The following is a 20,705-nucleotide window of genomic DNA, read 5'->3' on the forward strand; positions in this document are numbered from 1 at the left end:
CCACAGTGGTTGGGGACAAGTCAAAACTGTGACAAAACAGGGATTTGCGGCGGCTATATGTCGCGCTTTGACAGGTGCCTGGATTTGTTGTCCACAATTTCGGGAAAGCACTGTGGATAGCCAAAAACAAGTGTGGGAGCCGAAGCTCCCACACAGGTATTACCGCTGGATCAGCAATCAATGCCCGCCCAGATAAGCGTTACGCACCTCCTCATTCACCAGCAGCTCCTTGCCGGTGCCTGTGAGGCGAATCTCGCCGTTGACCATCACGTACGCCCGGTCCGACAAGCGTAACGCATGGTTGGCGTTCTGCTCCACCAGGAAGATGGTCATGCCGGTAGACGCCAGCTCCCGCAACGTGGCAAAGATCTGCTTCACCACAATCGGCGCCAGCCCCAGGCTCGGCTCGTCCAGCAGCAACAGCTTGGGCCGGCTCATCAGCGCACGGGCGATGGCGAGCATCTGCTGTTCACCACCGGACATGGTCATCGCCCGCTGGTTACGCCGCTCCTTGAGCCGCGGGAACAGCTCGAACATGCGCTGCATGTCCTCGGTGGCGAACTTGTCGCCAATCGGGATGGTGCCCATCAACAGGTTTTCCTCGACGGTCATGTCGGGGAACACCCGCCGGCCTTCCGGCGACTGCGCGATACCGTTGGAGGCGATGTAGTGGGACGACTTGTGGGTAATGTCCACGCCGCGGTAGATGATCTGCCCCGACTCGGCCCGTGGCTGGCCGAAGATCGACATCAGCAGCGTGGATTTACCCGCGCCGTTGGAGCCGATCAGGCTGACGGTTTCGCCTTCTTTGATGTGCAGCGAGACTTTCTTCAAGGCCTGGATCGGGCCGTAGAACACGTCCAGGTCTTTCAGTTCGAGGATTGGTTCACTCATACCAGCTCCTCTTCATCAGCGCCCAGGTAAGCCGCGATCACTTTAGGGTCGTTACGGATCGCTTCCGGGCCGCCTTCCGCAATGACGTTGCCGTGGTCCAGCACCACGATGTGGTCGGAAATACTCATCACCATGCCCATGTCGTGTTCGATCAGCACCACCGTCAGGTCGTGTTCGTCCCGCAGCAGGCGAATCATCGCGCTGAGGGCTTCGGTTTCCTGGGGGTTGAGGCCGGCAGCCGGTTCGTCGAGGCAGATGATCTGCGGCCGGGTACACATGGCGCGGGCGATTTCCAGGCGGCGTTGTTGGCCGTAGGACAGCTCGCCGGCCAGGCGGTTGGCGCAGTCCACCAGGTCCACCACTTCCAGCCAGTAGAACGCATGGTCGAGGGCGTCGCTTTCAGCCTTGCGGTAGCCCTTGGTGTTGAGGATACCCGCGAGCATGTTGCGGTTGACCCACATGTGCTGGGCCACCAGCAGGTTCTCCACCACCGACATTTCCTTGAACAGGCGAATGTTCTGGAAAGTGCGCGCCAGGCCTGCACGGTTCACCAGGTGGGTGCCGCCGAACATCTTGTAGAACACCCGGCTGAAGAAGCTTTTCGGTGAGACAAAATCGGTGGCCTTGAAGCGCTCGCCGAGTAACTGGATCACGTTGGTCTGCTTGCCGCGCACATTGAGTTCGATCTTGCCGCCGGAGGCTTTGTAAAAACCGGTCAGGCAGTTGAACACCGTGGTCTTGCCGGCACCGTTGGGGCCGATCAGGGCGAAGATCGAGTTGCGTTCGACCTTGAGGCTCACATCGCTCAAGGCCTTGATGCCACCGAAGTGCATCATCAGGTGTTCAACGGAAAGGACGACTTCCTTGCTCATGGCGCCACTCCTTTACGTGGGACGACACCGGTACGGCTGATGCGAATCAGGCCTCGTGGTCGCCAGATCATCATTACCACCATCAACACGCCAAACAGCAGCACACGGTATTCAGAGAAGCTGCGCAGCAACTCGGGCGCCACGGTCAACACGAACGCGGCAATCACCACGCCGACGGTGGAGCCCATGCCACCCAATACGACAATGGCGAGGATCAGCGCCGACTCGAAGAAAGTGAACGACGACGGGTTGACGAAGCCCTGGTAGCTGGCGAAAAACACCCCCGCCAGACCGGCAGTGGAAGCGCCAATGGTGAACGCCGAGAGCTTCACCAGCACGTGGTTGAGGCCCATGGAACGGCAGGCGATTTCATCCTCGCGCAAGGCTTCCCAGGCGCGGCCCACCGGCATGCGGGTCAGGCGGTGCTTGATGTACAGCACCAGCAGCACCACCAGGAACAGCACGATGTAGATGAACAGGAATTTGAAGTTGGCGTTGTAGTCGATGCCGAAGAACTCGTGGAACGGCACCCCGCCATCCTTCGCCTTGCGCACAAACTCCAGGCCGAAAAACGTCGGCGACGGCACCGGCATGCCGTTCGGGCCACCGGTAAACGACAGCCAGTTGTTCAGCACCAGGCGGATGATTTCACCGAAGCCCAGGGTCACGATCGCCAGGTAATCGCCGTGCATTCGCAGCACCGGGAACCCGAGTATGCACCCCGCCAGCGCGGCACAGATGGCCGCCAACGGCAGCACCGACCAGAAGCCCAGACCGAGGTATTGATAACCCAGCGCCAGCCCGTAGGCACCAATGGCGTAGAACGCCACGTAGCCCAGGTCGAGCAACCCGGCCAGGCCCACCACGATGTTCAGGCCCAGGCCCAGCAACACGTAGATCAGCCCGAGGATCACCACGGTCAGCAGGTATTTGTTGGCGAAGAACGGGAAGACGATGGCAATCACGATCAACGCCGGAATGATCCAGCGCAGGCGCGATTTGTAGTCCGGCTTGAGCACGTGCACACCGGAACCGGTGCTCTCAAATCCCTGCAGAATCCGCAGGCCCTTGGGGGTTTGCAGGAACAGGCTCATGGCGAACCGGCCGACCATCACAATGGCCACCAGGATGCCGACACGCGCCGGTTCCAGGTTGAAGCTGTAGCCGTCGAGGACCACGCCGACGATCGGACCGAACACGATCAGCGAAATCAGCCCGGCGAGTACCGCATCGACGACACTTTTCTTGATATCGATAGAGTAGGCAGCAGACATAGTTATACCTTCGCCACGAGTGGGCGACCGAGCAGGCCCTGGGGACGGAAAATCAGAATCACCACCAGCAGGGAGAAACTGAACACGTCTTTGTAGTCAGAGTTGATCAACCCCGAGAACAGCGACTCGGAAATACCCAGGATGATCCCGCCGAGCATGGCCCCAGGCAGGGAACCGATGCCGCCGAGTACCGCTGCGGTAAATGCCTTGATGCCGATGATGAAGCCGGCATAGAAGTCGAACGTGCCGTAGTTCAGGGTGATCAGCACACCGGCCAACGCGGCCATGGCGGCACCAATCACGAATACGTAGGAGATGACCCGGTCGGTGTTGATGCCGAGGATCGACGCCATCTTGCGGTCTTGCTGGGTAGCGCGGCACATGCGGCCGAGCTTGGTGTTCTTGATGATGTAGGTCAGCAGGCCCATGCCGACGAACGCGGCCACCAGGATGAACACCTTGGTGTAGGTCAACTGCACGAACCCGGTGCCGATGTCGACTCTCCAGGCGCCGGCCAGCAGCGTCGGGATGCCTTGTTGCTTGGCGCCCTGGGCGATCTGCGCGTAGTTCTGCAGGATCAGCGAGATACCGATGGCGCTGATCAGCGGTGCCAGTCGGGTGGAATTGCGCAGCGGTTTGTAGGCGACACGCTCAATGACCCAACCGTAAACGCCAGTGACGACGACGGTGAAGATCAGGGTGCCAAGAATGAGCAGCGGGAAGGATTCGATGCCGAAGTAAGCCAGCAGTGCCAGACTGATCGCCGCGAGGTAAGCGGAAATCATATAAACCTCGCCGTGGGCGAAGTTGATCATGCCAATGATGCCATAGACCATTGTGTAGCCGATGGCGATCAAGCCATAGACCGACCCGAGGGTCAGCCCATTGACCAGTTGCTGCAGGAATATACCATCCATAACGCAATCTCACGCAGTGAGAGCCTGCACACCTGTGGGTGTGCGGATCTTCTAGGAGGAAAAAACAGACACAAAAGGGGCTGGCAACCAAGTCCCCGTGTGGGAGCTGGCTTGTGTGGGAGCCGGGCTTGCCCGCGATGCAGACACCTCGCAATGTCAGTCAAACCGAGGTGACGCTATCGCAGGCAAGCCAGCTCCCACAAAAGCCCGGCTCCTACAGGGTCAAGTGGCGTCTAACCAATCGCGCTAACTATTACTTCTGCTTTTCCAGCTGGTGATACTTGCCGTCCTTGTCCCACTGGTAAACCACATAGTCGGAGACTTTCAGGTCGCCCTTGGCGTCCCAATTCTTCTCGCCCATGACGGTTTTGACCGGGTGGGCTTTGAGCCACTTGGCCGCGTCTTCGCCTTTGTTGGACTTGGCGCCGTTGAAGCCGGCGGCCAGGGCCTGGATCGAAGCGTAGGCGTACAGGGTGTAGCCTTCAGGCTCGGTACCGGCCTTGCGGAACTGCTCCACGACGGCCTTGCTGTCTGGCAGCAGGCGCGGGTCGGCGCCGAAGGTCATGTACACGCCATCCACGTACTGCGCACCACCGGCGGTCGCCACCAGTTCATCGGTGACCACACCGTCATCGGACATGAACTTGACGTCTTTCAGGCCGGCTTCACGAATCTGGCGAACCAGTGGACCGGCTTCCGGGTGCAGGCCGCCGAAGTACACGACGTCAGCACCGGTGGAGCGGATCTTGGTGACCAGGGCGCTGAAATCTTTCTCGCCACGGGTCAGGCCTTCTTCCAGCACCGGCTTCACGCCGCGCTTGGTCAACTGCTGTGCAGTGGCGTCCGCCAGGCCTTTGCCGTAGGTGTCCTTGTCGTTGATAACGGCAACTTTCTTGCCCTTGAGCACGTCGACGATGTAGTCGCCGGCCACGATGCCTTGCTGGTCGTCACGACCACACATACGGAACACCGCCGACAGGCCGCGCTCGGTGACCTGCGGGTTGGTTGAGCCCGGGGTGATCATGATGATGCCCGCTTCGTCGTACACCTCGGACGCCGGGATAGTGTTGGACGAGCAGAAGTGCCCGACCACGCCGATCACTTTTTCCTGGTCTGCCAGACGGTTGGCCACGGCCACAGCCTGCTTGGGTTCGCAGGCGTCGTCGCCGGCCACCAGTTTGATCTGCTCGCCGTTGATGCCGCCGGCCTTGTTGATGACATCGGCTGCCGCCTGGGCACCTTTCATGTACTGCTCACCAAATGCCGCGTTGGCGCCGGTCATCGGCCCCGCTACGCCAATCTTCACATCAGCTTGAGCAAACGCAGAAACACCCAGCGCAGCAGCAACTGCGAGGGCTAGAAAACCTTTCTTGTAAAACGTCTGGGACATGAGTGGTGCTCCGAGGTTTTTGTTGAATTGGCACTGCAGCTTCACTTCAAAAACTTTCAGCGAAAGCCCAGAGCAAGCGGCGTGCCATTACGTTTTTATTATTCAAAAAGACACGGTGTCATTGTTATTGCAGGTTTTTGGGCGCCTTTTGATTGGACGTGCAACCGTCTATCTCAATCGGGTGCAACCATTGGATCCATAAAGTGCAACCTGATGGATCCAACACTGCAACCCGGCCATTAAAGGGCCACCCTTGAACCTGTAACAGCGTGCGTAACGGAAGTGCACATTTACAGTGCGTTACTGCTACGACTCGCACCAATACAGATTAGTAGCCGGCTAAGAAAATGCAGGCTTCTGAGCGGTATTTCGTTGATCAGATCACGATCCGCAGGCATTGGCCCGCGTGATACAGCGAGAAGCCCGCCTCATACAGACAGCTGCGCAGGCCCACGCCGGCCAAGGGCTGCATCGGCGCGAACGGGATCGGCAGCGCCTGTGGATCCTGGTGACACAGGTAATCGGCAAACGCCTTGCCCACCACACTGCCAGTAGTCACCCCACGCCCGTTGTAACCGGTGACCGCCACCAGCCCGGGCGCCGGCTCGAACAAACGCATCAAGTGGTCCGGGGTGAAAGCGATACAGCCGGTCCAGGTGCATTCCCACTGCACCGGTTTGAGGTACGGGAAGTAGTGCTGTTGCACCCGATCGGCCCAGGCCTTGAGGAACCACGCGGGTTTCTGGTTGCCATTGCCCAGGCTGCCGAGCAACAGGCGGCCTTCGGCGTCGCGGCGAATGCTGCTGAGTACCTGGCGGGTGTCCCAGGAGCCCTGGCCGCCGGGGAGGATTTGTTGCGCGGCGTCGTCGGTCAGCGGGGCCGACGCGACCTGATAGTAATAACCGGGGAAAAAGTTGCGGCGCAGCTCGGTCCATTCGCCCTCGGTGTAGGCGTTGGAGGCGATCACCACTTGTTCGGCCTGCACCGAGCCCTGGGCAGTTTGCACAGACCAGTGCTGGCCCTGGCGTTCCAGTTGAGTGACCGGGGAATGGTCGAACAACTGCCCGCCCAGCCCGACGGCGGCATTGGCCAAACCGCTGGTGTAGGCCATCGGGTTCAGGGTACCCGCACGCCGGTCCAGCAAGGCGGCGGCGATCTTTTTGGTACCGGTGGCTTGCTCGCATGCCGCACCGGTCAACAGCTCCACCGGGGCGCCACGACGCTTCCACTGCTCTTCACGACTGCGTAAATCCGCCTCGCCCCGGGCGTTGTGCGCCATGTGCAAGGTGCCCTCGCGGCGCAGTTGGCAGTCGATGTTGTATTTGTCGATCAGGCTGAACACCAGGGACGGTGCCGCGCCGAGCATGCGGTTGAGCTGGCTGCCCACCGCAGTGCCAAAACCGGCTTCGATCTCGTCCGGCGGAATCCACATCCCGGCATTCACCAGGCCTACGTTGCGCCCCGAACCACCGTGGCCGGTACGATGGGCTTCGAGGACGGCGACGCTTTTACCTTGTTCCAGCAAGTGAATGGCTGCCGACAAACCGGTGATACCGGCACCGATCACGCACACATCCACGTTGACCTCGCCCTTGAGCGCAGCACGATCCGGCCGGCCAGGCGTCAGTTGTTCCCACAAACATGCTTCGCGTAATGCCATTGCCAGACTCCGATGAGACCTAACAAACCACTATTTTGATGTGCGAACCCGATCAACTGTGGGAGCCAGCTCCCACATTGACCTCACTTCGAGCAGAGACTCAGTCGAAGGTGATGCCCTGGGCCAGCGGCAACTCCAGCGAGTAGTTCACGGTGTTGGTCTGGCGACGCATGTAGCCGCGCCATGCATCCGAACCCGACTCACGCCCGCCACCGGTCTCTTTCTCACCGCCAAACGCGCCACCAATCTCCGCGCCACTTGGGCCGATGTTGACGTTGGCAATCCCGCAGTCGCTGCCCACGGCCGACATGAACTGCTCGGCTTCACGCACGTCGGTGGTAAAGATGCACGACGACAGGCCTTGAGGCACGGCGTTGTTGAGGCGCAGCGCTTCAGCGAAATCGGTGTAGCCCACCACGTACAGAATCGGCGCGAAAGTCTCGGTGCACACCACGTCACTCTGCTCCGGCATTTCCACGATCGCCGGCGACACGTAGTAAGCGTTGGGGAATTTGTCTTCCAACTGACGCTTGCCGCCAAACACCCGGCCGCCTTCGCTCAAGGCCTGTTCCAGGGCGTCCTGCATGTTTTCGAAGCTGTGTTTGTCGATCAGCGGGCCGATCAGGTTGCCTTCCAGTGGATGGCCGATGCGCACCTTGGCATACGCGGCCTTGAGGCGGGTGACGATTTCCTCTTTCACCGACTCATGGGCGATCAACCGGCGCAGGCTGGTGCAGCGCTGGCCGGCGGTGCCGACGGCGCTGAACAGGATGGCGCGCACGGCCATGTCCAGGTCGGCGCTTGGGCCGAGGATCATGGCGTTGTTACCGCCCAGTTCGAGAATGCTGCGGGCAAAACGCGCGGCGACTTTCGGCGCCACTTCGCGGCCCATGCGGGTGCTGCCAGTGGCGCTGATCAGCGCCACACGCGGGTCATCCACCAGTGCGGCACCGGCATCACGACCACCGATGATCACTTGGCTCAGGTACTCGGGGGCGCCGTCGAATTTCTTCAGCACGCGCTCGAACAACGCCTGGCAGGCCAGGGCAGTGAGCGGGGTTTTTTCCGAGGGTTTCCAGATCACCGCGTTGCCGCACACCAGTGCCAGCGCGGTGTTCCACGCCCACACCGCCACCGGGAAGTTAAAGGCGCTGATCACGCCGACCACCCCCAGCGGGTGCCAGGTTTCACGCATATGGTGGCCCGGGCGCTCGGAGGCGATGGTCAAGCCATACAGTTGGCGCGACAGGCCGACGGCGAAGTCGCAGATGTCGATCATTTCCTGCACTTCACCCAGGCCTTCCTGGGTGATCTTGCCGGCTTCCCACGACACCAGCTCACCGAGGTCGGCCTTGTATTCGCGCAACACGTCGCCGAACTGGCGCACCAGCTCACCACGGCGGGGTGCCGGCACCTTGCGCCAGGCGTCGAATGCATGCTCGGCGCGACTGACCTGCTGCTCCACCTCGGCGGCACCTTCCCAGTGCACACTGGCAATCCGGCTGCCATCGATGGGCGAATGCACGGGCTGTTTGCCCGACTGGTACAGCGCCGGGTTTACCCCGAGACGATCAAGCAATGCGGCAACCATGGGTCACTCCTTCAATCTACAAACAGAAATTTGCGCCGCCAGCTGTCGCGGCGATCCAGACCTTATTTGTAGCCGGCCCAAGACTTGCCAACAAACGACGATTAGGCGAGATATCATTCCGTTTATTCATGCTAAGAACAAAAAGAGGCGTGCCGTGCTGAATAAAAGACATTTGCCCTCGATCACCGCCTTGCAGTGTTTCGAAGCGGTCACCCGCCACCTGAGTTTTACCCGCGCCGCCGAGGAGCTGAACCTCACCCAGAGCGCCGTCAGCAAACAGGTCGCGCAGCTGGAAGAACTGCTGCAGCACCTGCTGTTTCGCCGGGTACGCCGCCGCTTGCAGATGACCCCGGCGGGCGATTTGTACCTGGTGGAGGTACGCAAGATCCTCACCCAGGTGGAGATGTCCACCCACTACCTGCGTTCCTACGGCGGCGAGACTGAAGTGCTGCGGGTGTCCACGCCCTACACCTTCGGCGCTCGCTGGCTGGTGCCGCGCCTCAAGGGCTGGCGGCTGCGCCATCCGCAGATTCACCTGGACCTGTGCAACGAACAGGAACCGGACGAGTTGCTGCAAGGCAAGGCCGACCTGGCCTTCTATTTCGGCCAGGGCTCACGGCCCGGCACCGAGAGCCTCAAGCTGTTCAGTGAAGAACTGGTGCCCGTGTGCTCGCCCGACAGCCTGCCCGCACAACCCTTTACCGACCCCACGCAGCTCAGTGAACTGGTGCTGCTGCAAAACGCCTCGCGCCCCCAGGGCTGGCACGACTGGTTCGCGGCCCAGGGCTTTCACACCGAGCACAGCTACCACGGGCCGCGCTTCGAGACCTTTTATATGTGCATCCGCGCCGCGCAAGTGGGCTGTGGTGTGGCGCTGCTGCCACGGTTCCTGGTGGAAGAAGAATTGGCCGAAGGCAAGCTGGTGATCCCCTGGCAGCACGCGATGCCGAGCCAGGATGCGTATTACCTGGCGTATCCCGAGCACTCGGCGGAAGTGCCCAAGGTGCGGGATTTTGTGAAGTGGATGATGGAGCAAGTCGAGTCAGTTTGATTTTTTTGGCCTGCAATACCGCTATCGCAGGCAAGCCAGCTCCCACCTTTTGGAATGCATTCACCTGTGGGAGCGGGCTTGCCTGCGATGGCGTCAGTGGTCCCACCGAAAAAACTGCTGGCAAAACAGCACAGGTCTATGCGCCACTAGCGCCATTCCTTAATTGTGCGTAAAGGTCGGCGCCCATCGCCGACCCGTCTGGAGATTCCCGTTATGAGCGAGAGTGTGTTTGCCGATCGCATCGTGCAGAACCTGCTCGACACCGACTTCTACAAGCTGACCATGATGCAGGCGGTGCTGCACAACTACCCGAACGTGGAAGTTGAATGGGAGTTTCGTTGCCGTAACAGTGAAGACCTGCGCCCGTACCTGGCGGAGATCCGCTACCAGATCGAGCGCCTGGCCGAGCTGAGCCTGAGCCCCGACCAACTGGGCTTCCTGGAACGCATCAGCTTCATGAAGCCGGATTTCCTGCGTTTCCTCGGGCTGTTTCGCTTCAACCTGCGCTACGTGCACACCGGCATCGAAAACGGCGAGTTGTTTATCCGCCTGCGCGGGCCGTGGCTGCATGTGATCCTGTTTGAAGTGCCGATGCTGGCGATCGTCAGCGAGGTGCGTAACCGTTATCGCTACCAGACCGTCATCCTCGAACAGGCCCGCGAGCAGCTGTATCGCAAGTTCGACTGGCTGACGGCCAACGCCAGCGTCGAAGAACTGTCCGAATTGCAGGTGGCGGATTTCGGCACGCGCCGGCGCTTCTCCTACCGTGTGCAGGAAGAAGTGGTGACGGTGCTCAAGCACGACTTCCCCGGGCGGTTTGTCGGCACCAGCAACGTGCACCTGGCCCGTGAGCTGGACATGAAGCCCCTGGGCACCATGGCCCACGAGTGGATCATGGCCCACCAGCAACTCGGCCCGCGGCTGATCGACAGCCAGATCGCCGCCCTCGACTGCTGGGTGCGCGAGTACCGTGGCCTGCTGGGCATCGCCTTGACCGATTGCATCACCACCGACGCGTTCCTCGGCGATTTCGACCTGTACTTCGCCAAGCTGTTCGACGGCCTGCGCCACGACTCCGGCGACCCGGTGCAGTGGGCCGAAAAGGCCATCGCCCACTATCACAAGCTGGGCATCGAGCCGATGAGCAAGACCCTGGTGTTCTCCGACAGCCTGTCGCTGCCCAAGGCATTGGAGATTTTCCGCGCGCTGCGGGGTCGGATCAATGTGAGCTTTGGCATCGGCACCAACCTGACCTGTGATATTCCAGGTGTGGAACCGATGAGCATCGTGCTTAAAATGACCGCCTGTAATGGCCAGCCCGTCGCGAAGATTTCCGATGAAGCGGGCAAGACCCACTGCACCGATCCGAATTTCGTCGCCTATTTGCGCCACGTTTTTAAAGTACCTGCCCTACCCAGCAAGGAGTGAATCATGCAAGCCGTACAGCGCGAGATTGCTGAACAGCTCAAGGTCCAACCGCCCTTTAAGGACCAGGCCGCCCTTGAGGCGGAGGTCGCCCGGCGCGTTACCTTTATCCAGGACTGCCTGCTCAATTCAGGCCTCAAGACGTTGGTGCTGGGCATCAGCGGCGGCGTCGACTCCCTGACCGCCGGCCTGCTGGCCCAACGCGCGATGGAAGAGTTGCGGGCCGCCAAGGGTGACGAGGCCTACCGCTTTATCGCGGTGCGCCTGCCCTACGAAACCCAGTTCGACGAACACGACGCCCAGGCGTCCGTGGACTTTATCGAGCCCGACGAGCGCCACACGGTGAACATCGGTCCGGCGGTGAAATCCCTGGCCAATGAAGTGGCCGCGTTTGAAGGCAAGGCCGCGGTCTCCCGGGACTTCGTGCTGGGCAACACCAAGGCGCGCATGCGCATGGTGGCGCAGTACACCATCGCCGGCGCGGCCGGCGGCCTGGTGATCGGTACCGACCATGCGGCGGAAGCGGTGATGGGCTTTTTCACCAAATTCGGTGATGGCGCCTGCGACCTGGCCCCGTTGAGCGGTCTGGTGAAAAACCAGGTGCGCGCGATTGCCCGGCACTTTGGTGCCCCGGAATCGCTGGTGGAGAAAATCCCGACGGCCGACCTCGAAGACCTGTCCCCGGGCAAGCCGGATGAAGCGTCCCACGGCGTGACCTATGCCGAGATCGACGCCTTCCTGCACGGCGAGCCGGTGCGCGAGGAAGCGTTCCGGATCATCTGCGATACCTATCGCAAGACCGAGCACAAACGGGTGATGCCGTTTGCACCATAAGCCGACGCGCAGTTCATTGTGGCAAAAGCAGCTCAAAAAAAAGCGCCCCGAAGGGCGCTTTTTTTTGCCTGAAGAATGATTACTTCAGGGTCACAGTGCCTTTCATCATAGAGATGTGGCCTGGGAAGGAGCAGAAGAACGAGTAGTCAGTACCTGCCGCCAGCTTCGACACATCGAAGGTCACGGAGTCTTTCTCGCCGGCACCGATGATCTTGGTGTGGGCAATGATGCGGGCGTCGCCGTCTTTCAGGTAGTTCTTGTCGATACCGGCAGCCATGCCGTCGCTGGCGATGCCAGGCATGTCGGCGGTGGAACTCAGCACCCAGTTATGGCCCATGACGTTTTTCGGCAAGCTGCCGGAGTGGGTCAACTCTACGGTGAACGTCTTGCAGCTCTTGTCGATTTCGACGGCCTTGGTGTTGAAGGACATCTGGTCAGTGGAGTCGACAGTGACCTTGCACTCTGCAGCAAGCAACTGGCCGCTAGCCAGAGTCAGCAGGGAAACAGCAACGAGTTTGGCAAACATGTGAATCTCCAGGGCAGGGTTTAAAAAACGCATATTGCGACAAGGGTGCCTGAGTCAGGCAGGACTTCATATGATCTGTATCAACAGATTGTATACAACTTTAGGCTATCAGACTCATCGAAACAATCTACCGGCCAAACTCGCACCGCCGGCCTATGATCGGCTCATCTTCCTTCTGGAGTCCGAGCCATGCACCTCAATAGCCTGTTCCGCAGCCTGCTTGCCGCCTATGCCTGTGGCGCCAGCGGCACCTACGAAACACCTCAACGCGAGGTTTAATCCTTTGAGAGACGCAAGCCAGCCTTTACTCTTTAGCCACAACTGAGTGGAGTCAGGTATGTCCTTGAAGTCTGTTTGTGTATTTTGCGGTGCCAGCAGCGGCACCAACCCGGCCTACCACGAAGCGGCCGTTGCCCTCGGGCGTGCGCTGGCCGAGCGCAAGCTCACCCTGGTGTATGGCGGCGGCGCCGTGGGCCTGATGGGTATCGTCGCGGATGCGGCCCTGGAAGCCGGTGGCGAGGTGATCGGGATTATTCCCGAAAGCCTGAAAGTCCTGGAAATCGGTCACAAAGGCCTGACCCGCCTGGAAGTGGTCGACGGCATGCACGCCCGCAAGGCGCGCATGGCCGAGCTGAGCGACGCGTTCATTGCGCTGCCGGGCGGCCTGGGCACCCTGGAAGAACTGTTCGAAGTCTGGACCTGGGGCCAGCTCGGCTACCACGGCAAACCGCTGGGTTTGCTCGAAGTGAACGGTTTTTACCGCAAGTTGACCGATTTTCTTGATCATATCGTCGGCGAAGGTTTCGTCCGCGCACCGCATCGTGCCATGCTGCAAATGAGCGAATCGCCGGCTGAGCTGCTTGACGCATTGGATGCCTGGCAACCGCTGGTCCTGCCCAAATGGGTGGATCAAAAACCCGATTAACCCTTGGGACGCGATTAAAGGCAGAATACGCGCCGCTCAACCTCACCTTCGACCCCAGAGGATCGCCCATGGCAAAACCTAATTACTCCTTCGCCAAACGTCAGAGAGACTTGGCCAAAGAGCAGAAGAAAGAGGAAAAGCTGCAGCGCAAGAAATTGGCAGCCGATGAAGAAGCCGGTGCACTGAACCCGGATGCTGAAGGTACAGTGGCTACAGACGAAACCGAAGCACCGAAAGATCAGGCGCCGGACGCCTGAGAACCACTGGATTTATGTAGGAGCCGGCTTGCCGGCGATCGGGCCGAATGATCACCAGAGATCTCAAGGTCGCCATCGCCGGCAAGCCGGCTCCTACAGTGGATCTGCACTATTCCAGCGGCATCACCGTCACCCGCACTTCCGGGTCATGGCTCCCTCCTCCCAGAATCACCCCCCGCAACGGCGAAACATCGGAAAAATCCCGGCCCCAGGCCAGGGTGATGTGTTCCAGTGCCGGCTGCACATTGTTGGTCGGATCAAAATCCACCCAACCCGACACCGGGCAAAACACCGACACCCACGCGTGGGACGCATCCGCGCCGATCAACCGTGGCTGGCCGGGCGGTGGCTGGGTCAGCAGGTAACCGCTGATATACCGCGCCGCCAGGCCCCGGGAGCGCAGGCACGCGAGCATCAGGTGGGCGAAGTCCTGGCACACGCCGCGCCGGCGCTCCAGCACTTCCACCAGCGGCGTGGCAACCTGGGTGGCTTCGGCATCGAAGGTGAACTCGCTGAAGATCTTTTGCATCAGCGCCTGCACACCCAACAGCAATGGGCGACCGGCCGGGAAGCAGTCTTCAGAGAACTCGACGAAGCTTTTCTTCAAATGCACATAGGGCGATTCAAATCGATAGCGACACGCCTCGATCACCTCGGCGGATAACGGCTGGCTGCTGTAGGTCAGGCCGTTGCGGGTCTGGTCCCAGGCCGGCGACAGGCTGAAATCCAGCACCGGGCGCGCCAGCACTTCCACCGTCAGCCCGGCGTTCACCAGCAGCTCATCGTGGGGCCGCTCGAACGCCAGCCGGGTGATCGGGTTACCAAACACATCAAGCTCGTCCCGGCGCGAGGTCGGCTCGGGGCTGATCTCCAGTTGCTGCGAGCTGCAGCGCTGCCAGGCACACGGCCGCGGCCACAGGTGCGCCAGTTGCTGGGCCAGGGACACCGGGCTGTCGTAGTGGTAATGGGTATCGTGGAAAATCTGGTAGCGGGCACTCATCACACAGACACCGTTTGCTGGCTGACATCGTCCACATGGGCAAAATGGCGCAAGGCCAGGCGGTCGGAGACTTGCCCGCTTTCATCGGCCACCGCTTGCAGCAGGTCGGCCAGGCCGTCCAGCGCGGCACGCACGCTGGACTCGCCGAACAGCGGGTTCTCCAGGCAACCCAGGTCAAAGCGCGCCAGGCGCTCCACCAACGGCGCGAGCCCGGTTTCCCGGGGCACGCCAAAATCATCATTCAGCCGACGCAGGGTGCGGCTCACCAGTTTCAGCTGGAACAGCACCGCGTGGGGGTTTTGCTCATCCAGCAGCAACAGGTCCAGCACCGGGATCAATTGCGGCACCGCGAGGTAACGCGAGCGATAGGTGATGCTGCTGTTGCCCAGTTCCAGCAACCACTCCAGCCCGGCCTGATCAAACACCGCCACGCCCCGCAGGAAGGCCGCCAGGCTGCTGCTGAGGAACTGCAGGCGCTCGATGCGCCGCCCCATCATCAGGAAGCGCCAGCCTTCGTCGCGAGTCATGTCGTCGAGGGCAAAACCCGACAGCGCCGCCAGGGACATCACTAGGCGGTTGAGGAAGTCCAGCAGCTCGCCAAAGTCCGGCTCTTCGCTTTCCAGCTCCAGGGCTTCGCGTTGCAATTCCACCAGCGCCTGCCAGTTTTCACGGGACAGCTTGCCGCGCACCTGGGACGCCGCCCACTGCAAACGCTGCAGGTTGGCCCGCAGGCTCGACGGCCAGTCATCACCGAGCAAGGCCGCCTGAAGCCGCTCAGGCAATTCGCCCTCCTCCGGCAACAGTCGCAGGTTCTCGCCCAGCTCGACCGCCGCCTGCAACGCCAGGGGGTCGTCTCCATCGACATAGCGGGCGAGGACGATCCGCAGCCAGCGCGCACTGTCATCACAGCGCTCGCAATAACGGCCAAACCAGAACAGGTTCTCCACCACCCGCGACGGCAGGTACGGGTCACGCCGCACCAGGTCGTGGGCGCCGATTGCCCGTTGGGCGCGCCACTGTTCGGTGCCGTGGGCACGCTCGCCGAGCACCCAGGTGTCCTTGCTCGCACCGCCGCGTTGCATCGACACCACTTCGGCATCGGCTTCGGCGGCCACGCGGGTCAGGCCGCCGGGCAGTACCCGGTAACCGTCGGCGCTGGCCACGGCGTAAACGCGCATGCCGATGGCACGGTGTTGCAGGTGATCGTCGACGGTGTGCCAGACCGGCGCTTGCGACAACTGCGCGAGTTCCTGGGCGACGTAGGCGTAGGGTCGCGCCTGCATGCGCTCGGCCAGGGCCTGTCGTTGCTCGTCGTTCAAATCGCGGCCAAACACCGGGGTGAAGCTTTGCGACGGAAAGGCCGGCTTGATCAGCAGCTCCGGGAGTTTTTCCAGGGCTTCGGCCAGCACCGGCGCCTCACCGCACCACCAGGTGGCGATGGACGGCAGGATCAGTTCTTCGCCAAACAGGAATTGATTGATCTTCGGCAAAAAGCCCAGCAAACCCGGGGACTCCAGCACGCCACTGCCCAAGGCGTTGGCCACCAGCACATTGCCCTGGCGTACGGCGTCCAGCAGGCCGGGCACGCCCAGGGCCGAGTCGGTGCGCAGCTCCAGCGGGTCGCAGAAGTCATCGTCCAGGCGGCGCATGATCGCGTGCACCCGGCGCAGCCCGCTGAGGGTTTTGAGGTACACCGTGGCGTCGCGCACGGTCAGGTCGCCGCCCTCCACCAGCGGGTAGCCGAGTTGGCGGGCGAGGTATAGGTGCTCAAAATAGCTTTCGTTGAAACGGCCCGGGGTCAGCAGCACGATCAGCGGCGGCTGGTCGTCGCTCGGCGCCTGGCGGGCCAGGGTTTCCTGCAAGGTGCGGAAGAAACCGGTGAGGTGCTGCACCTGCAAGTCGCGGTACAGGTCCGGGAATGCACGGGACACGATGGTGCGATTTTCCAGGGCATAACCGGCACCGGACGGAGCCTGGGTACGGTCGGCGGTCACCCACCAGCGGCCATCCGGCGTGCGCGCCAGGTCCACCGCGTACAGGTGCAGAAAGGCGCCGTCGGGCGGCTGGATGCCCTGGCACGGCCACAGGAAATTGTTATGGCCAAACACCAGCTCTGCCGGCAGCAAGCCTTCGGCAATCAAGCGCTGCGGGCCGTAGAGGTCGGCCAGTACCGCATTCAGCAGGCGCGCACGCTGGGCGATGCCGGCGGAAAGCTGCTTCCATTCATCGGCGGCCAGCACGTGGGGCAACAGGTCCAGCTCCCACGGGCGATCGGCGCCCTTGGGGTCGGCGTAGACGTTATAGGTCACGCCGTTTTCCTGGATCTGCCGGGTCAGCAAGGCCTGGCGCTGGGCCAGTTGCGCCGGGGTACTGCGTTGCAGGTGATCGAGCAGGCGCTGCCAATGGGCGCGAACCGCGCCGCTGTCGTCCAGCAGTTCGTGATAAGTGCCCGCGGTCAGCGGGTAACGGTCGAGCAAGTCGGGCATGGAACGCTCGGCAGAGGCAAGGGAAGTCAGTATGTAGGAGCCGGGCTTGCCCGCGATGCAGGCACCTCGGTGCATCTGGTGTACCGAGGTGATGCTATCGCAGGCAAGCCAGCTCCCACATTAGAGATTTGTCGCTTTCGGGATTATGTACATTCAATCCTCTGTTTTTTTTGCAAAGCGCCGCAAATCCAGGGTCATCGGCAATTCATCATTGATCACCACGCTCGGCACCGGCAATTTCCCCGGGCTGTGCCCCAGGCGGAAAAACCGCGCCATCCGCCGGCTTTCTGCTTCGTTGGCATTCACCGGCAGGCTGTCGTAATTACGCCCGCCCGGATGGGCGACATGGTACTGGCAACCACCCAGCGAGCGCTGCATCCACGTGTCCAAAAGATCAAATACCAGCGGCGCATGCACCGGGATGGTCGGTTGCAAACAGTTGGCCGGTTGCCAGGCGCGATAGCGCACACCGGCGACAAACTCGCCGACGCGTCCGGTGGGTTGCAGCGGCACCGGGATGCCGTTGCAGGTCAGCAGGTAACGCTGGGGCGGCAGGCCGCTCAACTTGACCTGCAAGCGCTCCAGGGACGAATCCACGTAGCGCACCGTGCCGCCCACGGCGCCCTCCTCACCCAGTACATGCCAGGGCTCCAGGGCCTGGCGCAGTTCCAGTTCGATACCGCTGACGGCGTAGTCGCCGACCTTGGGAAAACGGAATTCCAGGTGCGCGGCAAACCATTCGGCCCGCAGCGGATAGCCGGCGTCGTTCAACTCGACGATCACGTCGGCAAAATCCTGCTCGATGAAGTGCGGCAGCAGGAAGCGGTCGTGCAGTTCCGTGCCCCAGCGCGCCAGCTTCGGCGGCGCATAGGGTTCACGCCAGAAACGCGCCACCAGCGCCCGCAGCAGCAGTTGCTGGGTCAGACTCATGCGCGCGTGGGGAGGCATCTCAAAGGCGCGCAATTCCAGCAGGCCGAGGCGCCCGGTGGCACCGTCCGGCGAATAAAGCTTGTCGATGCAGAACTCGGCGCGGTGGGTGTTACCGGTGACGTCGATCAGCAGGTTGCGCAGCAGGCGGTCCACTAACCATGGCGGGCATTCCTCGCCCACGTCGGGCATCTGGGCGAAGGCGATTTCCAGTTCGTACAACGCATCGTTGCGCGCTTCGTCGACCCGTGGCGCCTGGGAAGTCGGGCCGATGAACAGGCCGGAAAACAGGTAGGACAGCGACGGGTGGTTATGCCAGTAGCTGATCAGGCTGCGCAGCAGATCGGGGCGCCGCAGGAACGGCGAGTCCTTGGGCGTAGCACCACCGAGCACAAAGTGGTTACCGCCGCCGGTGCCTGTGTGGCGGCCGTCGATCATGAATTTTTCAGTGGTGAGGCGGGTTTGCCGGGCTTCTTCGTAGAGAAACTCAGTGCGCTCCACCAACTCGTCCCAGGTGGCGGACGGCTGCACGTTAACCTCGATCACACCCGGGTCCGGCGTCACCCGGAAGTTGCTCAGGCGCGGGTCGCTCGGCGGCTCGTAGCCTTCCAGCAGCACCGGGCAACGCAGTTCTTCGGCGGTGGCTTCGATGGCCGCCACCAGTTCCAGATAATCCTCGACCCGTTCCAGCGGCGGCATGAACAGGTACAACCGGCCTTCCCGCGCTTCGGCGCACAGGGCGGTGCGGGTCAGCCAGTCGGCAGACTCGTCGATCTTCGGGACCCGGTCTGGGCCGGTGGCCGCCTCGCCATGGCTTTGCAGTTGTGAGGTGGTCGGCAGCTCAGCCAAATCCTGGTTGGGATCGACGGGATGCACGAACGGATAATCCGCCGCCGTCACCCACGGCTGTGAGGCGAGTGGCAGGCGATAACCCAGGGGAGAATCACCCGGCACCAGGCGGCAGTGGTTGTCCCGCAGGTACCAGCGCCCGCTCTGCCAGCGGTCATTGGCCGCCGTGCGCGCCAGGGGCAGCACCTGGCCGATGACTTTATCCAGGCCCTGACTGAAGACCTTGCGCAGGCGGTCGCGCTCAAGTTTGTCGTCCAGGCGCGGATCTTCGGCGCTGACGTTTTGCGGCAAGGCGCCTTCGCGCCACAGGTAATAGAAATTGTCTTCGTAGGCCGGGAATACAAAATGCGTAGGCAGCTTCAGGCGTTCGGCGACGCTGGCCAGAAACCGCCCGGCCATCACGCCGTCGGCGCCGTAGCTTTCCTGCTCATCGGCGATCAGCGCGCTGTTGTGCCAGATCGGCACCCCGTCGCGGCGCCAGTAGCAGTTGAGGGACCAGCGCGGCAGTTGCTCGCCCGGGTACCACTTGCCCTGGCCGAAGTGCACCAGCCCCTTGGGCGCGTAGTGCTTGCGCATGCGCTGGAACAGCTCGGCGGACAATCGGCGTTTGTCCGGGCCCAGGGCGGCGGTGTTCCATTCGGCGCCGTCAGGGTCGTCGATGGAGACAAAAGTCGGTTCGCCGCCCATGGTCAGGCGTACGTCGTCCTTGAGCAGGTCGCCATCAATCTGCCGGCCCAGCGCCTGAATCGCCAGCCATTGCTCTTCGGTGTAGGGCTTGGTAACCCGTGGGGCTTCCCAAATCCGTTCTACGGACATCTCGTGGGTAAATTCGCACTCGCACGGCTCCACCAGACCACTGATGGGCGCCGCGGAAGACGGATCAGGACTGCAGGCCAACGGGATGTGGCCTTCACCGGCGAACAAGCCGGAGGTGGCATCGAGGCCGATCCAGCCGGCGCCGGGCAAATACACTTCGCACCAGGCGTGCAGGTCGGTGAAGTCCACTTCGGTGCCGGACGGGCCGTCGAGGGCTTTGACGTCGGCGGTCAGCTGGATCAGATAGCCGGACACAAACCGCGCCGCCAGCCCCAGGTTACGCAGCAGTTGCACCAGCAGCCACGCCGAGTCGCGGCACGAGCCGGAGGCATTTTCCAGGGTGAATTCCGGGGTTTGCACGCCCGGCTCCATGCGGATCAGGTAGCCAATATCCGCCGCCAGACGCTGATTGAGCCCTACGAGGAAATCCACGGCCGGCAATGGCGTACGGTCGATACCCGCCAGATACGCGGCAAATCTCGGGGTCAGCGGCAAGGTTTCCAGGTACGGCGCCAGCTCGCGCTGCTCATCGGCGGCATAGCTGAAGGGGATTTTTTCGGCGTAGGGCTCAAGGAAAAAATCGAACGGGTTGAACACCGCCATCTCGGCGACCAGGTCGACCTCGATGCGCAACTCGTCGGTCTTTTCCGGGAATACCAGACGCGCCAGGTAATTGCCCTGGGGGTCTTGCTGCCAATTGATGAAGTGCTGCTCCGGCAGCACTTTCAGCGCGTAGGACAAAATCCGCGTGCGGCTATGGGCCGCCGGACGCAGACGAACAATCTGTGGGCCGAGTTCGACCGCGCGGTCGTAGCGGTAATGCGTAACGTGGTGCAACGCGACATGAATCGACACGGCGGCCTCCTGCGAGCCAGGGCATGGAAACAAAGCGCGCAAGACTTATGCCAGAGCAGCGGTCATTGCGCTTTATCGTGAGACCCGGTGCAGTACAGCACCAAAACGGCGCGATGGCCGCCGTCGTGGTGCGAGGGTTGCACATATTTGTGGCGG

Annotated in this window: 16 protein-coding genes; 5 read left to right on the forward strand and 11 right to left on the reverse strand. The window is 61.8% G+C overall.

Annotation, left to right across the window (positions count from 1 at the left end):
- Positions 1-177 precede the first annotated feature (177 nt).
- The 7 genes from P3C29_RS16465 to P3C29_RS16495 all read right to left on the reverse strand — a co-directional run bounded on the left by P3C29_RS16465 (position 178) and on the right by P3C29_RS16495 (position 8,598).
- A complete protein-coding gene (locus P3C29_RS16465; RefSeq protein WP_275964932.1) occupies positions 178-894 on the reverse strand; it encodes an ABC transporter ATP-binding protein in 717 nt (238 codons plus the stop codon).
- Positions 891-1,766 (reverse strand): ATP-binding cassette domain-containing protein, encoded by an 876-nt coding sequence (locus P3C29_RS16470; protein WP_010173909.1) that lies wholly within the window; start codon positions 1,764-1,766, stop codon positions 891-893. The genes P3C29_RS16465 and P3C29_RS16470 overlap by 4 nt, the downstream gene beginning before the upstream one ends.
- Complete coding sequence (gene livM / locus P3C29_RS16475; protein ID WP_010173907.1) at positions 1,763-3,040, reverse strand: high-affinity branched-chain amino acid ABC transporter permease LivM; 1,278 nt, start codon at positions 3,038-3,040, stop codon at positions 1,763-1,765. Before livM ends, P3C29_RS16470 begins: the two co-directional genes overlap by 4 nt.
- A gap of 2 nt (positions 3,041-3,042) precedes the next feature.
- Complete coding sequence (locus P3C29_RS16480; RefSeq protein WP_201126029.1) at positions 3,043-3,957, reverse strand: branched-chain amino acid ABC transporter permease LivH; 915 nt, start codon at positions 3,955-3,957, stop codon at positions 3,043-3,045.
- A gap of 253 nt (positions 3,958-4,210) precedes the next feature.
- On the reverse strand, positions 4,211-5,347 hold the full coding sequence (locus P3C29_RS16485; RefSeq protein ID WP_201126028.1) for a branched-chain amino acid ABC transporter substrate-binding protein: 1,137 nt from the start codon (positions 5,345-5,347) through the stop codon (positions 4,211-4,213).
- A 376-nt stretch (positions 5,348-5,723) separates the two neighbouring features.
- On the reverse strand, positions 5,724-7,007 hold the full coding sequence (locus P3C29_RS16490) for an FAD-binding oxidoreductase (protein ID WP_010173902.1): 1,284 nt from the start codon (positions 7,005-7,007) through the stop codon (positions 5,724-5,726).
- A gap of 100 nt (positions 7,008-7,107) precedes the next feature.
- A complete protein-coding gene (locus tag P3C29_RS16495; RefSeq protein ID WP_010173900.1) occupies positions 7,108-8,598 on the reverse strand; it encodes an aldehyde dehydrogenase family protein in 1,491 nt (496 codons plus the stop codon).
- 154 nt (positions 8,599-8,752) lie between these two features.
- On the opposite strand from P3C29_RS16495, the gene P3C29_RS16500 reads away from it, so the two are divergent.
- The 3 genes from P3C29_RS16500 to nadE all read left to right on the forward strand — a co-directional run bounded on the left by P3C29_RS16500 (position 8,753) and on the right by nadE (position 11,908).
- Positions 8,753-9,649: a LysR substrate-binding domain-containing protein gene (locus tag P3C29_RS16500; RefSeq protein ID WP_201126026.1), complete on the forward strand. Its 897-nt coding sequence runs from the start codon at positions 8,753-8,755 to the stop codon at positions 9,647-9,649.
- 213 nt (positions 9,650-9,862) lie between these two features.
- A complete protein-coding gene (pncB, locus tag P3C29_RS16505) occupies positions 9,863-11,077 on the forward strand; it encodes a nicotinate phosphoribosyltransferase (RefSeq protein ID WP_010173896.1) in 1,215 nt (404 codons plus the stop codon).
- Between the two features lie 3 nt (positions 11,078-11,080).
- On the forward strand, positions 11,081-11,908 hold the full coding sequence (nadE, locus tag P3C29_RS16510; protein WP_201126025.1) for an ammonia-dependent NAD(+) synthetase: 828 nt from the start codon (positions 11,081-11,083) through the stop codon (positions 11,906-11,908).
- 79 nt (positions 11,909-11,987) lie between these two features.
- On the opposite strand, the gene azu is transcribed toward nadE, so the two are convergent.
- Positions 11,988-12,434 (reverse strand): azurin, encoded by a 447-nt coding sequence (gene azu / locus P3C29_RS16515; RefSeq protein WP_010173890.1) that lies wholly within the window; start codon positions 12,432-12,434, stop codon positions 11,988-11,990.
- A 337-nt stretch (positions 12,435-12,771) separates the two neighbouring features.
- Between azu and P3C29_RS16520 the strand changes: the two genes are divergently transcribed.
- A complete protein-coding gene (locus tag P3C29_RS16520) occupies positions 12,772-13,359 on the forward strand; it encodes a TIGR00730 family Rossman fold protein (RefSeq protein ID WP_275964933.1) in 588 nt (195 codons plus the stop codon).
- Between the two features lie 68 nt (positions 13,360-13,427).
- A complete protein-coding gene (locus P3C29_RS16525) occupies positions 13,428-13,616 on the forward strand; it encodes a hypothetical protein (RefSeq protein WP_010173886.1) in 189 nt (62 codons plus the stop codon).
- Between the two features lie 109 nt (positions 13,617-13,725).
- Here the strand turns inward: P3C29_RS16525 and P3C29_RS16530 are convergent, their stop codons facing one another.
- From P3C29_RS16530 to P3C29_RS16540, 3 genes are all read right to left on the reverse strand, one after another.
- Entirely contained in the window at positions 13,726-14,616 is an 891-nt protein-coding gene (locus P3C29_RS16530) for a transglutaminase family protein (RefSeq protein WP_010173884.1), read from the reverse strand.
- Entirely contained in the window at positions 14,616-17,102 is a 2,487-nt protein-coding gene (locus P3C29_RS16535) for a circularly permuted type 2 ATP-grasp protein (RefSeq protein ID WP_010173882.1), read from the reverse strand. The genes P3C29_RS16530 and P3C29_RS16535 overlap by 1 nt, the downstream gene beginning before the upstream one ends.
- A 153-nt stretch (positions 17,103-17,255) precedes the next feature.
- Positions 17,256-20,549: a transglutaminase family protein gene (locus P3C29_RS16540; protein WP_275964934.1), complete on the reverse strand. Its 3,294-nt coding sequence runs from the start codon at positions 20,547-20,549 to the stop codon at positions 17,256-17,258.
- Positions 20,550-20,705: the final 156 nt, after the last annotated feature.

It is taken from the genome of Pseudomonas sp. 1912-s, assembly GCF_029269205.1.
In the GTDB taxonomy this organism is placed as follows: Bacteria; Pseudomonadota; Gammaproteobacteria; order Pseudomonadales; family Pseudomonadaceae; genus Aquipseudomonas.

Coding starts and splice junctions, on each gene's coding strand:
- P3C29_RS16490 (WP_010173902.1), bottom strand. CDS start 7,007: ATGGCATTACGCGAAGCATGTTTGTGGGAACAACTGACGCCTGGCCGG.
- P3C29_RS16465 (WP_275964932.1), bottom strand. CDS start 894: ATGAGTGAACCAATCCTCGAACTGAAAGACCTGGACGTGTTCTACGGC.
- P3C29_RS16520 (WP_275964933.1), top strand. CDS start 12,772: ATGTCCTTGAAGTCTGTTTGTGTATTTTGCGGTGCCAGCAGCGGCACC.
- P3C29_RS16525 (WP_010173886.1), top strand. CDS start 13,428: ATGGCAAAACCTAATTACTCCTTCGCCAAACGTCAGAGAGACTTGGCC.
- P3C29_RS16495 (WP_010173900.1), bottom strand. CDS start 8,598: ATGGTTGCCGCATTGCTTGATCGTCTCGGGGTAAACCCGGCGCTGTAC.
- P3C29_RS16530 (WP_010173884.1), bottom strand. CDS start 14,616: ATGAGTGCCCGCTACCAGATTTTCCACGATACCCATTACCACTACGAC.
- P3C29_RS16535 (WP_010173882.1), bottom strand. CDS start 17,102: ATGCCCGACTTGCTCGACCGTTACCCGCTGACCGCGGGCACTTATCAC.
- P3C29_RS16485 (WP_201126028.1), bottom strand. CDS start 5,347: ATGTCCCAGACGTTTTACAAGAAAGGTTTTCTAGCCCTCGCAGTTGCT.
- livM (WP_010173907.1), bottom strand. CDS start 3,040: ATGTCTGCTGCCTACTCTATCGATATCAAGAAAAGTGTCGTCGATGCG.
- P3C29_RS16480 (WP_201126029.1), bottom strand. CDS start 3,957: ATGGATGGTATATTCCTGCAGCAACTGGTCAATGGGCTGACCCTCGGG.
- pncB (WP_010173896.1), top strand. CDS start 9,863: ATGAGCGAGAGTGTGTTTGCCGATCGCATCGTGCAGAACCTGCTCGAC.
- nadE (WP_201126025.1), top strand. CDS start 11,081: ATGCAAGCCGTACAGCGCGAGATTGCTGAACAGCTCAAGGTCCAACCG.
- azu (WP_010173890.1), bottom strand. CDS start 12,434: ATGTTTGCCAAACTCGTTGCTGTTTCCCTGCTGACTCTGGCTAGCGGC.
- P3C29_RS16470 (WP_010173909.1), bottom strand. CDS start 1,766: ATGAGCAAGGAAGTCGTCCTTTCCGTTGAACACCTGATGATGCACTTC.